The organism is Streptomyces cahuitamycinicus (assembly GCF_002891435.1).
In the GTDB taxonomy this organism is placed as follows: Bacteria; Actinomycetota; Actinomycetes; order Streptomycetales; family Streptomycetaceae; genus Streptomyces; species Streptomyces cahuitamycinicus.
In genome coordinates this window covers 14,893-27,144 of sequence record NZ_POUC01000067.1, presented here as the reverse complement: position 1 = coordinate 27,144, position 12,252 = coordinate 14,893, and the positions used below count along the sequence as shown (strand labels likewise).

13 protein-coding genes are annotated in these 12,252 nt (G+C 71.0%); 2 read left to right on the top strand and 11 right to left on the bottom strand.

Going from position 1 to position 12,252, the window contains the following annotated elements:
• From C1J00_RS12275 to C1J00_RS12240, 8 genes are all read right to left on the bottom strand, one after another.
• On the bottom strand, positions 1-336 hold a 336-nt coding region (locus C1J00_RS12275; RefSeq protein ID WP_180989518.1), incomplete at its 3' end, for a recombinase family protein.
• 158 nt (positions 337-494) lie between these two features.
• On the bottom strand, positions 495-1,196 hold the full coding sequence (locus tag C1J00_RS12270) for a haloacid dehalogenase type II (protein WP_102909079.1): 702 nt from the start codon (positions 1,194-1,196) through the stop codon (positions 495-497).
• Between the two features lie 95 nt (positions 1,197-1,291).
• Positions 1,292-1,684 carry a VOC family protein gene (locus tag C1J00_RS12265; RefSeq protein ID WP_102909078.1) on the bottom strand — a complete coding sequence of 131 codons (393 nt, stop codon included), beginning with the start codon at positions 1,682-1,684 and terminating at the stop codon, positions 1,292-1,294.
• Positions 1,681-1,983, bottom strand: a complete 303-nt coding sequence (locus tag C1J00_RS12260) for an ArsR/SmtB family transcription factor (protein ID WP_102909077.1) — start codon at positions 1,981-1,983, stop codon at positions 1,681-1,683. Before C1J00_RS12260 ends, C1J00_RS12265 begins: the two co-directional genes overlap by 4 nt.
• Positions 1,984-2,038: 55 nt before the next feature.
• Entirely contained in the window at positions 2,039-3,793 is a 1,755-nt protein-coding gene (locus C1J00_RS12255) for an NAD+ synthase (RefSeq protein WP_102909076.1), read from the bottom strand.
• 79 nt (positions 3,794-3,872) lie between these two features.
• On the bottom strand, positions 3,873-5,816 hold the full coding sequence (locus tag C1J00_RS12250) for a S53 family peptidase (RefSeq protein WP_102909075.1): 1,944 nt from the start codon (positions 5,814-5,816) through the stop codon (positions 3,873-3,875).
• Between the two features lie 281 nt (positions 5,817-6,097).
• Positions 6,098-6,718, bottom strand: a complete 621-nt coding sequence (locus tag C1J00_RS12245) for a DUF305 domain-containing protein (protein ID WP_102909074.1) — start codon at positions 6,716-6,718, stop codon at positions 6,098-6,100.
• Positions 6,715-7,383, bottom strand: coding sequence for a thioredoxin-like domain-containing protein (locus C1J00_RS12240; RefSeq protein WP_102909073.1), 669 nt, complete (start codon positions 7,381-7,383; stop codon positions 6,715-6,717). Before C1J00_RS12240 ends, C1J00_RS12245 begins: the two co-directional genes overlap by 4 nt.
• 196 nt (positions 7,384-7,579) lie before the next feature.
• On the opposite strand from C1J00_RS12240, the gene C1J00_RS12235 reads away from it, so the two are divergent.
• Positions 7,580-8,062, top strand: a complete 483-nt coding sequence (locus C1J00_RS12235; protein WP_102909072.1) for an Rrf2 family transcriptional regulator — start codon at positions 7,580-7,582, stop codon at positions 8,060-8,062.
• Here the strand turns inward: C1J00_RS12235 and C1J00_RS12230 are convergent.
• Entirely contained in the window at positions 8,059-9,246 is a 1,188-nt protein-coding gene (locus tag C1J00_RS12230) for a globin domain-containing protein (protein WP_102909071.1), read from the bottom strand. The genes C1J00_RS12235 and C1J00_RS12230 overlap by 4 nt on opposite strands.
• 295 nt (positions 9,247-9,541) lie before the next feature.
• On the opposite strand from C1J00_RS12230, the gene glnA2 reads away from it, so the two are divergent.
• A complete protein-coding gene (gene glnA2 / locus C1J00_RS12225) occupies positions 9,542-10,903 on the top strand; it encodes a gamma-glutamylpolyamine synthetase GlnA2 (protein WP_031131671.1) in 1,362 nt (453 codons plus the stop codon).
• Between the two features lie 39 nt (positions 10,904-10,942).
• Here the strand turns inward: glnA2 and C1J00_RS12220 are convergent, their stop codons facing one another.
• Positions 10,943-11,566 (bottom strand): VOC family protein, encoded by a 624-nt coding sequence (locus C1J00_RS12220; RefSeq protein WP_102909070.1) that lies wholly within the window; start codon positions 11,564-11,566, stop codon positions 10,943-10,945.
• 73 nt (positions 11,567-11,639) lie between these two features.
• Complete coding sequence (locus C1J00_RS12215) at positions 11,640-12,086, bottom strand: VOC family protein (protein ID WP_102909069.1); 447 nt, start codon at positions 12,084-12,086, stop codon at positions 11,640-11,642.
• Positions 12,087-12,252: the final 166 nt, after the last annotated feature.

The window sequence follows — 12,252 nt, the reverse complement described above, 5'->3', positions numbered from 1 at the left end:
CGGGTCGGCCAGCAGCCGCTTCGCCTTCACGCGGCAGCCGTTCATACCCGAGGCGATCTCGGATTCGATCCGCACCACCTTCTGCCCGGCCTTCGCCGCCCATGCCTCCAGGCGAGCGGTCTGCCGCTTAAGGTCCGGCTTCTGATCGTGCGAGGAGACGCGGGCATACAGACCTACACCACCGGTCACGGAAGGTGAGGTGTTCGCGTCGATGTTCACCAGAATCGTGCGCGGTCCCACGCGTCGCGCAGGTACCGGCAATGTGCCCTCACGGAACCAGCGATACGCGGTACGCGGGGCAATCCCCTGCGCGCGTGCCCAGTCCGTCAGATTCATACCCAAGATCGTACAACACTCGCAGCAACTAAAAGACACTCGTGGACACTTAGGCGGGAGCAGTTTCCAACCCCGCCTCGGCGGCGAGACGCTCGGCTGCCACGACCCGCGCCGGAACAGCGCGCTCACGCACGACCGGCCCCCCTTTCGCCGAGGCCTCACGCTACTTGACCGCCGGTCAACGCATCGACCAGCCGGCCGAGTCCGTCGAACCGCAGGTCGAAGTCGTCGGAGCCCGTGGGCGAATCTCCGGCCGGCCGGTGGACGTAGGCGGTGCGCATGCCGGCCGACTGCGCACCGCGCAAATCCCAGGCGTGGGCGGCCACCATCAGCACGCGCTGCGGAGGGCATCCGGCGCTGTCGAGCGCGAGCCGGTAGACCTCGGGCGCCGGCTTGTAGGCCGCGGCCGTCTCGGCGGACAGGGTCTGATGCCAGCGAAGCCCCGCATGCGCGTTGACGTGCAGGAGGGCCGTGCGGCCGGCGTTGGACAGCCCGATGACGGGGAACCGCCGGGCGAGCCGCTCCAGCCCGGTGACGGAGTCGTCCCACGGGGGCAGGCGCCGGCCCGCGGTGGCGAGCCGGGCGACGGTCCCCGGGTCGCTCACCCCGGCGTGCCGGGCCACCAGCCGGGCGGCCTCGGCGTCGAGGACCTCCGTGCCCGCGTACGGGCGGTGCCCGCGCCGGACGCGTTCCTGTTCCTGCTCGCGGTACCGCCGCCACAGGGCGACGAACTCGTCGGCAGCCGTCGCCTCGGACCGGCCGGTCGCCTCCCGCACGGCCGACCGGAGCCCGCCGGGCTCGTCGACCATGGTGCCGAGGACGTCGAAGACGACGACCTCGATGTCGCGGATCGCCGCCATGGCCTCTCCCGTGTCCGTCCCCCGGATGCGTCACCGCTTGGGCAGGTGATGATGGTGGCATCGGGTACCGTCACCGGTCAAGACGGTGACAGAGGTTACTGCGGCTGGGTCGCGATCTGGATCAGGTTGCCGCAGGTGTCGTCGAAGACGGCCGTGGTGACGGGGCCCATCTCCAGGGGCTCCTGGGTGAAGCGGACGCCCAGGCCGCTCAGGCGCTCGTACTCGGCCCGGACGTCGGTGACGGCGAACTGGGCGAGCGGGATGCCGTCGGCGGCGAGCGCGTCCCGGTAGGGCTTGACGGCCGGGTGCCCGGCGGGCTCCAGGAGCAGTTCCGTGCCGCCGGGCTCCTCGGGAGAGACGACGGTCAGCCAGCGGTCCGTCTCGCCCAGGGGTACGTCGTACTTCTTCACGAAACCGAGGACCTCGGTGTAGAAGCGGAGGGCCTTGGCCTGGTCGTCGACGAAGACGCTGGTCAGGTGGATCTTCATGACGGGCTCTCTTCCGGTCCGGAGGGGTCGGGCGCGGGCCATCGCTCGGTGATCTGCCGGAGCGGGGCGGTGTTCAGGTCGTGGAACTTGCAACGGCCCTCCCGCCTCGTCTCGACGAGCCCGGCGGCCTCCAGCACCGCGAGGTGCTGGGAGACCGCCTGGCGCGAGATGCCGAGCCGGTGCTTCATGCTCAGCCGCGAGCAGATCTCGAAGAGGGTCTGCCCGGACTGCTCCGTGAGCTCGTCGAGGATGGTGCGACGGGTGGGGTCGGCCAAGGCTTTGAAGAGGTCGTCGGCCACGACCCCAGCATAGGCAAGTGCTCACTTGCCTATCAAGCCCTCGCCGGCCTGCCCGTCAGAGCGACTCCCGCCACCCGTTCGTGATCGGCAGCCGCCGGTCCTTCCCGAAACCCTTCGGGGAGATCTTCGTCCCCGGCGGGTACTGGCGCCGCTTGTACTCGGCCCTGTCGACCATGCGCAGCGTCTTCGCGACCAGCTCCGCGTCGAATCCGGTCGCCACGATCTCGTCGGCCCCCCGGTCCCGGTCCACGTACAGCTCCAGAATCGCATCCAGCACCGGGTAGTCGGGCAGCGAGTCCGTGTCGACCTGGCCCGGGCGCAGCTCCGCGCTCGGGGGCTTGCTGATCGAGTTCTCCGGGATCGGCGGGGTCTGGCCGCGCTCCCGGGCGGCCCGGTTGCGCCACTCGGCGAGGCGGAACACCGACGTCTTGTAGACGTCCTTGATGGGGCCGTACGCCCCGACCGAGTCGCCGTAGAGCGTCGAGTAGCCGACCGCCAGCTCCGACTTGTTGCCGGGGGCCAGGACGATGTGGCCCTCCTGGTTGGAGATCGCCATGAGCAGCGTGCCGCGCAGGCGCGACTGGAGGTTCTCCTCCGCCAGTCCCGTCAGACCCAGCGCGCCCATGTACGCGTCGAACATCGGCTCGATCGCGACCGTGCGGTAGTTGAGGCCGGTGCGGCGGGCCAGATCGGCGGCGTCGTCCTTGGAGTGGTCCGAGGAGTACTTCGACGGCATCGAGATGCCGTACACGTTCCGCGCGCCCACCGCGTCGCACGCGATCGCCGCGACCAGCGCCGAGTCGATGCCGCCCGACAGACCGATCAGGACCGAGGAGAAGCCGTTCTTCGCGACGTACGCCCGCAGGCCCACGACCAGCGCCGAGTAGACCTCCTCGTCGTCGTCCAGGCGCTCCGCGTAACCGCCCGTGAGCTCGGGCTCGTACGCGGGCAGCGGCTCCTCGGAGAGCACCACGCGGTCGATGCGCAGCCCGTCGTCGACCACGCCCGTCGGCGCGTCGGCCGACGCCGCCGGCAGGTCCAGGTCCAGGACCACACAGCCCTCGGCGAACTGCGGCGCGCGCGCCACGACCTCGCCGTCCCTGTCGACGACGATCGAGTCGCCGTCGAACACGAGCTCGTCCTGGCCGCCGATCATCGCCAGGTACGCCGTGGTGCAGCCGGCCTCCTGGGCCCGCTTGCGGACCAGCTCCAGGCGCGTGTCGTCCTTGTTGCGCTCATAGGGGGAGGCGTTGATCGAGACCAGCAGGCCCGCCCGCGCCGAACGGGCGGCGGGGACACGGCCGCCGTCCTGCCAGAGGTCCTCGCAGATGGCCAGGGCGATGTCCACGCCGTGCACCCGCAGCACCGGCATGCTGTCGCCGGGCACGAAGTAGCGGAACTCGTCGAACACGCCGTAGTTCGGCAGGTGGTGCTTGGCGAAGTTCAGGACCACCTCACCGCCGTACAGCACCGCGCCCGCGTTCTGCGGCGCGCCGGCCGGCTGGCCGTACTTCGGCTGGGCGGTCGCACTGCGGTCCAGGTAGCCGACGATCACCGGCAGCTCGCCGAAGCCCTCCTCGGCCAGACGCGCGGCGAGAGCGCTGAGCGCCGCGCGAGAGGCCTCCACGAAGGACGACCTGAGCGCCAGGTCCTCGACGGGATACCCGGTCAGCACCATCTCGGGGAACGCCACGAGATGCGCTCCCTGTTCGGCGGAGTGCCGGGTCCAGCGGACGATCGACTCGGTGTTCCCGGCGAGGTCGCCGACGCCGGCGTCGATCTGGTTCAGGGCGAGACGTAGTTGAGGCACGCCGCCCAGTGTAATCGTCAGTGCGACACAATGGGGTGGTGTGAGTCACCCCACACCACCCCATGTCCCCTTGCGGAGGTCAGCCGCGCCGGTACGACTCGACGTAGCCGTTCGCCGGCGTGCCCACGCCGGTGACGTCGTCGTAGCCCTTCACGGCAGCCAGCGAGCTGTCCTTGCCGAGACCGCGCACGGACGTGGACAGACCGCCGGTGGCGTCGTAGCCGTTCACGAAGTCGACCCGGGCCACGGCGAGGCCGGAGCCCGTCGGGTCGTCGGTGACGTCGTGGTAGACCTTCGAGCCGGCCTTGGCGTAGATCGCCGGGTTGGCGAAGCCGATCGCCTTGCCGCCGCGTGCCTCCTGGGCCAGGGCCTGGACGGCCGCGATCGTCGGGGCCGCCAGCGAGGTGCCGCCGATGCGGTACTCGCCGTACGCCTGCGTCTTCCCGTCCGGCGAGGTCTGCGTCTGCCCGACCAGGAATCCGGTGTTCGGGTCGGCGATCGCCGCGATGTCCGGCACGACCCGGTTGCCGTCCGCGCCGTTGGCCTCGGCCAGCGCGTCCGGCACCACGCCCCGCTGGTAGGAGGGCTCGGCGACGGTCCTGCTGGTGCCGCCGCCCGCGCCGGAGGTGAAGGCGCCGGGGAAGTCCGTCCAGCTCTTGCCGTCGGCCGACAGGGTCGCCTTGTCGGTGCCCCAGCCGGTCTCCCACAGGTACGTGTCGCCCTTGCCGACGGCCAGCGAGGTGCCGCCGACGGCGGTGACCCACGCCGAGTCGGCCGGGGAGTCGACCTGCTTCGTCCCGGAGCTCGCGACCTCGTCGCCGTTGTCGCCGGAGGAGAAGTAGAAGCCGATGCCCTCGACCGCGCCCAGCTGGAAGACCTGGTCGTAGGCGGCCGCGAGGTCCGGGGTCTGCGCGGCCTCGACCTCGCCCCAGGAGTTGGAGACGATGTCGGCCAGGTGGCTGTCGACGACCTTGCCGAGCGCGTCGAGCAGATCGCCGTCGTTGCAGGAGGCGGCGCCCACGTACGTCACGTCCGCGGCCGGCGCGACGGCGTGCACCGCCTCTACGTCGAGGGTCTCCTCGCCGTACCAGCCGGAGGCCGAGCAGTCCTCGGTGTCGGTGTACTTCTTCGGCAGCACCTGGTGCAGCCGGCCGGTCTTCCACGCCGCGTCGCCGTTGCGCTTGGCGTAGGTGCCGGCGTCGTAGGCGATCGTCGGCGAGGCGTACGCGTCCGTGATGGCGACCCGGACGCCCTTGCCGGTGCGCGTGCCCGCGCCGTAGGCGGCCCGCAGCTGCTTGCCCGTGTAGCCCTTCACCGCGTACGGGATCTTCTTGCCGTACGCGTCCGGAAGCGTGCTCGCGGTGTTCGAGCCGTAGTACGAGGAGAACGGCCCGGCGTTGCGGAACACGGTGTCCGGCGGCGGCAGTTGATCGTCGTGCGTGGCCATGTGCGGCGCGTTGTCCAGGCCGGTCACGGTCAGGACGGCGTCGGCCAGGCTCTGCGGCGCGGAGGCGGTGGCCGCCGGGGCGCGGTAGGTCTTCGACCCCTTGGCGAAGTTGTGCAGCTGGGTGCCGAACGCCTTCTCGGCGGCGGCCACGTCACCGCTGACGGAGACGTAGTGCCGGGTGACGCCGGTGACCTTCAGGCCCGCCGCCGCCAGCCAGGACTTCACGGCCGCCACCTGGGCCTCGGTCGCACCGAAGCGGGCCTGCGCCTGCTTGGCGGTCAGGTACTTGCCGTACGAGGCCGAGGCCGGGTCGGAGACGGCCTTCGCGTAGGCGGCGAGGCCCGCCGCGTCCTTGCCGGCGAGGTAGACCCGGGCCGAGACCCGGGCACCGTCGGCGGTGGCGCCCCTGTCCGCGTGGGCCGTGGCCCACGTGGGGCGGGTCCCGGACAGCAGGTCACGGAGCGGGTGGTCGGCGGCGTGCGCCGCGGGTATGCCGAGCGCCAGCGCACCGACGAGCATCGGCAGTGTCGCTGCCATGCTCACCCCGGCGCGCACCGAGGCGCGGTTGGATCTCATGGAACCCCCTGTGCGGTTCGTCGCGAGTGGATCACTCGACGGTCGCCACTCTCGCGATGAACCGTTCATGCAAGGGAATTGCGCAGCCCAAGAAGCGCCCCATGCAGACCAAGAAGAGCCCAAGAGACCGCCGGGTAGGGCGATTTGAGGCTTACGTGCGCACCGCCCCCGGGAACGCGGGGCGGCGCCGCGCTCTCTGAGCGGAGGCTTACGTGCCCACCGGCCCCAGGAACGCGGGGCGGCGCCGCGCTCCTGAACGGAGGCCTACGTGCCCACCGCCCCTAGGATCGCGGTGCGGCGCCGCGCTCCTTGAGCATGTCCGCCATCAGGAGGATCTCCGACTGCTGCGCGTCCACCATGCCCTGCGCGAGCCGCTTCTCGACCCCGACCACGCACCGGTCCGCGCAGCCCTGGGCCATGTGGACGCCGCCCTCGTGATGGTCCGTCATCAGCTGGAGGTAGAAGACCTCCGCCTGCTTCCCGCTGAGCTCTCCGAGCTTCTTCATCTCGGAGTTGGTCGCCATGCCGGGCATCAGCGCGCCGTCCTTGGCCGAGGCCATGCCGCCCATGTCCATCCAGGTCATCGGCGGCTGTGAGGACACCTTCGGCAGGCCCCACAGGTCCAGCCAGCCGAGCATCATGCCGCGCTGGTTGGCCTGCGTCTGGGCGATGTCGTACGCCAGGCGCCGGACCTCCTCGTTCCCGGTGCGGTCGCGCACGACGTACGACATCTCCACCGCCTGCTGGTGGTGCACCGCCATGTCCCGCGCGAACCCGGCGTCCGCGGACTCGGCGGAGGGCGTCCTGCCGCCGCCGTCGTCCCCCGCGACGGCGTAGGTGATCGCACCGGCCGCGACGAGCGCCGTCGCCGCGGCCCCGGCGACCAGGCCGGCATGCCTCACTTGGACAGCCCGTTCGTGCAGGCGGCACCCGGCTCGGGGGTCTGCTCGCCCTGGACGAACTTCTCGAAGAACTTGTCCACGTTCGGGTCGCTCGCGCCCGTCACCGTGCGCTGGTGGCCCCACGCCGAGAGCATGATCGGGTCCTTCTGGTCGTCCACCGGGCTCATCAGCGTGTACGGCGTCTTCTTCACCTTCGCCGCGAGCGCGTCGACGTCGGACTTCTTCGCGGCGGCGTTGTACGTCACCCACACCGCGCCGTGCTCCAGCGAGTGCACGGCGTTGGTGTTCTTCACCGGCTCGGTGTAGACGTCGCCGTTGCAGTTCATCCAGACGGGGTTGTGGTCCCCGCCGACCGGCGGTTCGGAGGCGTACTTCACGGCCTTGGTGACGTGGTTGCGGGCCAGCTTGCCCTCCCAGGTCCGCACGCCGTCCTTGCCCGTCACGAACGTGCCCTTGCCGGAGGAGTCGCTCGCCGCCGCGGTGTCACTGGCCCCGTCGTCCTGGGACCGCACGAGCACGACACCGCCGACGACCAGCCCGGTCACGATCACGAGGCTGGCCGCGATGGTGAGGATCCGGTTGCGGCGCTCACGGGACTGCTCGGCGCGCCGCATCTCCTCTATTCGAGCCTTGCGCGACGTGCTGGCCTTCTTGGCGGAGCCCATGGGGTGTCCTTCGTGGGAAAAGTGACAGTCGGGTGGGGCTGATCGTAATGGGGGAGACGGGGCGCCTCGTAGAGCGGCCGCGGGAATGGGCCGAATCGATACGGCACCGACAGCAGGACGACAGCTTCCCCGCTCCCGGCGCCACTCTCCCACCGGAAAATTTGTACCGGGGATTCCCATTACCTACGCTGCCTGCATGCGGCTGCTGCGCTCCACCGACCTCGCCCTGCGGGTCCTGATGCGGCTCGCCGTCGCGGGCGGGTCCAGTCCGACCACCCGGGACGTCGCGGACGGCATGAACGTGCCGTACACCCACCTGGCGAAGGTCGTCGCCGAGCTCCAGCACCTGGGCCTGCTCCAGGCCCGCCGCGGTCGCGGCGGCGGCCTCACGCTCACCGGGGCGGGCCGTAGGGCATCGGTCGGTGCCGTGGTCCGCGCCTTCGAGGGCAGCGGCGACGTCGTCGACTGCGACGGCCCCACCCCCTGCCCCCTCAACTCCGCCTGCCGCCTGCGCACCGCCCTGCGCCGGGCCCAGGAGGCGTTCTTCACCTCACTGGACCCGGTCACGGTGGAGGACATCGTGGCGGAGCCGACGGGCGCGCTGTTGCTGGGGATCTCGCGGGGTCCCGAGCCCCGCGGCGCCCAGGGTCACGTCATCGGGAACCGACAGGGCTCCTAGGCCTGCCCCGCCAGCCACAGGTCCGGGCCGAACACCTCGTAGTGGATGTCGGCGGGAGCCACGCCCTTGGCGATCAGCTGGGTCCGCATCGCCCGCATGAACGGGAGCGGGCCGCACAGGTACGCGCGCGTGCCCGGGGCGAGTGCGACGCCGCTCAGGTCGGCCAGGCCGGTGTGGGTGCCAGCGGGGGCGTCCTGCTCATACCAGAGGTGGACGGCCGCGTCGGGGAGCTTGGCCGCCCAGGCCTCGTGGTCGGCGCGCAGGGCGTGGGCCGCGGGGGAGCGGTCGGCGTGCACGACGGTGACCGGGGCGCGGTGCTCCGAGTGGGCGAGGTGCGCCAGCATCGCCGTCATCGGGGTCACGCCGATGCCCGCCGAGGCCAGCAGCAGGGGTGTGTCGGGGCCGGCGTCCAGGACCAGGTCGCCGTACGGCTCGGACAGCTCCAGGACGTCGCCGACCCGCACGCGCGCGTGCAGGTGGTTGGAGACCTCGCCGTCGGGAGCGCCGGTCTCGCGCACGCGCTTCACGCTGATCTGCCGCAGGTCCGGTCCGGGCGCCCCGGAGAGGCTGTACTGCCGTATCTGCCGGGCGCCGTCGGCGAGGGCCACGCGGACGGAGACGTACTGGCCGGCCAGGAAGTCCCGCACCGGGCCGCCGTCGGCGGGCCGCAGCCGGAACGTGGCGACGTCCTCGGTCTCGGCGACCCGCTCGACGACCTCCCAGGTCCGCCAGGTGTGCCCGCCGCGCTCCTCGCGCAGCCGCTGCTCCACGGCGATCAGCGCGTTCGCCAACAGCCAGTAGACCTCGTCCCAGGCGGCGGCCACCTCGGGCGTGACGGCGTCGCCCAGTACCTCGGCGATGGCGGCGAACAGGTGCTCGTGGACGATGCCGTACTGCTCCGGCGTGACGCCGAGCGAGGCGTGCTTGTGGGCGATGCGCTGGAGCATGGCGTCCGGCCGCTGCTCCGGGCGGTCCAGCAGGTGCGTCGCGAAGGCGGCGACCGAACCCGCCAGCGCCTGGCGCTGGGTGCCGGCGGCCTGGTTGCCCCGGTTGAACAGGTCGCGCAGCAGCTTCGGGTGGGCCACGAACAGCCTGGCGTAGAAGCGCTCGGTGATCGTGCCGAGGGCCGCGCCGACGGCGGGGAGTGTGGCGCGGACGGTGACGGCGGACTGCTCGGACAGCATCGGGGCTCCTCAAGGCTCGACTGAGCGCACGGTATTTAAAGTTGCATATGAGATGCAAATTAAGTGGGTGGCCCAGCGAAAGGAACCGGCCGTTACGGATGCCGGTGCGAGCAGGCACTATGGGCGGAAGAGCAGTTCACCTGCCGTACGTGGGGCGTTCGACCCCGGGCCGGCCGGGCGATCATGGTCCGCAACGCGCACGAAATGGTGGTGTGGTCTGATGCTCTGGTGCCCGACCGCCTCCCGTGGTACGGAAGAGAAGGCGGCCTGACCAGCAAGGATGGGGAAGCGGAAGATGGACAAGCAGCAGGAGTTCGTGCTCCGGACGTTGGAGGAGCGCGACATCCGGTTCGTACGTCTGTGGTTCACGGACGTGCTGGGCTTCCTCAAGTCGGTCGCCGTGGCCCCGGCCGAACTGGAGCAGGCCTTCGACGAGGGCATCGGCTTCGACGGCTCCGCGATCGAGGGCTTCGCCCGGGTCTACGAGTCCGACATGATCGCCAAGCCCGACCCGTCGACCTTCCAGATCCTGCCCTGGCGCGCGGAGGCCCCGGGCACGGCCCGCATGTTCTGCGACATCCTCATGCCGGACGGCTCCCCGTCCTTCGCCGACCCGCGCTACGTGCTCAAGCGCGCCCTCGCCCGCACCTCCGACCTGGGCTTCACCTTCTACACCCACCCGGAGATCGAGTTCTTCCTGCTGAAGGACCGCCCGCTGGACGGCTCCCGCCCCACCCCGGCCGACAACTCCGGCTACTTCGACCACACCCCCACCAACGTCGGCATGGACTTCCGCCGCCAGGCGATCACCATGCTGGAGTCGATGGGCATCTCGGTGGAGTTCTCCCACCACGAGGGCGCGCCGGGCCAGCAGGAGATCGACCTCCGCTACGCCGACGCGCTGTCCACGGCCGACAACGTCATGACGTTCCGCCTCGTCATGAAGCAGGTGGCCCTGGAGCAGGGCGTGCACGCCACGTTCATGCCGAAGCCCTTCTCCGAGCACCCCGGCAGCGGCATGCACACCCACCTGTCGCTCTTCGAGGGCGACCGCAACGCCTTCTACGAGTCGGGCTCGGAGTACCAGCTCTCCAAGGTGGGCCGCTCCTTCATCGCGGGCCTGCTGCGGCACGCGGCGGAGATCTCCGCGGTCACCAACCAGTGGGTGAACTCCTACAAGCGCATCTGGGGCGGCGCAGAGCGCACGGCCGGCGCGGGCGGCGAGGCCCCCTCGTACATCTGCTGGGGCCACAACAACCGCTCGGCGCTCGTCCGCGTCCCGATGTACAAGCCCGGCAAGACGGGCTCCGCCCGGGTGGAGGTCCGCTCCATCGACTCCGGCGCGAACCCGTACCTGGCGTACGCGCTGCTGCTGGCCGCCGGCCTCAAGGGCATCGAGGAGGGCTACGAGCTCCCGCCGGGCGCCGAGGACGACGTCTGGGCCCTCTCCGACGCGGAGCGCCGCGCCATGGGCATCGAGCCGCTCCCGCAGAACCTCGGCGAGGCCCTGACCCTCATGGAACGCAGCGACCTCGTCGCCGAGACCCTCGGCGAGCACGTCTTCGACTTCTTCCTGCGCAACAAGCGGCAGGAGTGGGAGGAGTACCGCTCCGAGGTGACCGCCTTCGAGCTGCGGAAGAACCTCCCGGCGCTGTAGCTTCCTCGGCCGGGGCCGCCCGGTATCCGCCGGCGTCGCTCACACCGACGCGTTCTCCGAAGCCGTCGTCCACGCGAACCCGTCCGGGTCGGTGAACGGCCCGGCGTCGCCGGTGATGGTGAGGCGGTGGGAGCCGGTGCCGTCGGGGGAGACGCCGGCGACCTTGGCGAGGCCGCGGCGCTTGTACAGGGCCAGCTTCACGGGGCCCTCGGTGGCGAACTCGACGTACTTGCCGCCGAAGCTCTTCCCCACGGCCAGGCCGTGCTCGACGTAGAACTGCTTGCTGGCCTTCACGTCCTCGACGCCGAGCAGCAGGACGAACTCGTCCACCCGCCGGGTCGCCGGGCCGGTGTTCTTCTTCGACGACGACGCGAGCTGCCAGATCGTCCCGTCCGGGGCCTGGACGACGCCCCCGTAGCCCCAGAGCGACTTGGCGGCGGGCTTCAGCGTCGTCGCCCCGGCCTGCACGGCCGCGTCGAGGAGGGCGTCCACATCGGCCGGCTGGGCGACCACGAGCGACAGCGTGAACCCGCGGAAGCCGGAGGTCGGTGTCTCCGACGCCCGCAGGCGCAGCCGGTCGCCCAGGCCGAAGGCGGCGTTGTAGAAGCGGTCGGCGGCGGCGGGGTCGGCCACCTCGAGGGTGACGGATGCGATGGAAGTCATGACAACGACGCTAATCGCGCTCCGGCACCCGTGCTTCTCGATTCCTGACCGGTTCTCCGGCGTCTCCGGGTCCTCAGGCCTGCTGCCGCTTCAGATCCGCCAGCAGCTGGTGCAGCGGCTCGGTGGCCCGGCGCCGGTACTCCTGCACCGCCCACCCGTTGCCGTCCGGATCCTGGAAGTGCATGAACGTGGCGCCGTCGTCCGGGGAGTACTGGACCGGTTCCGAGACGTCGAGGCCGCGGGCGACCAGCTCCGCGTGGGCCGCCTTGATGTCGGCGACGCACAGTTGCAGGCCCTGGTAGGAACCCGGGGCCGGGGTGGGACCGGGCGTCATCTGCCAGATCGACTCGCCCAGGGCGATCGAGCAGCCGGAACCCGGAGGGGTCAGCTGGACGATCCGCATCCCGGGCATGACCTCCTGGTCGATGTCCACGTGGAATCCGACCTTGTCCCGGTAGAAGTCCCGGGCGCGGTCGACGTCGCTCACGGGCAGCGGGATGACTTCGAGGGTGATGTCCATGGCGTGACTCCTTCGTCCGGCCGCATGAGAACCGATCACCTGGTCCGGCGGAAGTCGGCTGACGCGGACTGGAGCCGGCTGAACGGTTTCCCCTCACCGAAGCCGATAACGGCGTGCGGCGCCACCGAGTGGACGGCGGCCGGACCCGTGCCGTGGTGGAAATGGC

Bases quoted from the DNA above. Each gene is read 5' to 3' on its own strand.
- C1J00_RS12270 (WP_102909079.1), bottom strand. From the start codon at position 1,196: ATGGCGGCGATCCGCGACATCGAGGTCGTCGTCTTCGACGTCCTCGGC.
- C1J00_RS12265 (WP_102909078.1), bottom strand. From the start codon at position 1,684: ATGAAGATCCACCTGACCAGCGTCTTCGTCGACGACCAGGCCAAGGCC.
- C1J00_RS12250 (WP_102909075.1), bottom strand. From the start codon at position 5,816: ATGAGATCCAACCGCGCCTCGGTGCGCGCCGGGGTGAGCATGGCAGCG.
- C1J00_RS12240 (WP_102909073.1), bottom strand. From the start codon at position 7,383: ATGGGCTCCGCCAAGAAGGCCAGCACGTCGCGCAAGGCTCGAATAGAG.
- C1J00_RS12235 (WP_102909072.1), top strand. From the start codon at position 7,580: ATGCGGCTGCTGCGCTCCACCGACCTCGCCCTGCGGGTCCTGATGCGG.
- C1J00_RS12230 (WP_102909071.1), bottom strand. From the start codon at position 9,246: ATGCTGTCCGAGCAGTCCGCCGTCACCGTCCGCGCCACACTCCCCGCC.
- glnA2 (WP_031131671.1), top strand. From the start codon at position 9,542: ATGGACAAGCAGCAGGAGTTCGTGCTCCGGACGTTGGAGGAGCGCGAC.
- C1J00_RS12220 (WP_102909070.1), bottom strand. From the start codon at position 11,566: ATGACTTCCATCGCATCCGTCACCCTCGAGGTGGCCGACCCCGCCGCC.
- C1J00_RS12215 (WP_102909069.1), bottom strand. From the start codon at position 12,086: ATGGACATCACCCTCGAAGTCATCCCGCTGCCCGTGAGCGACGTCGAC.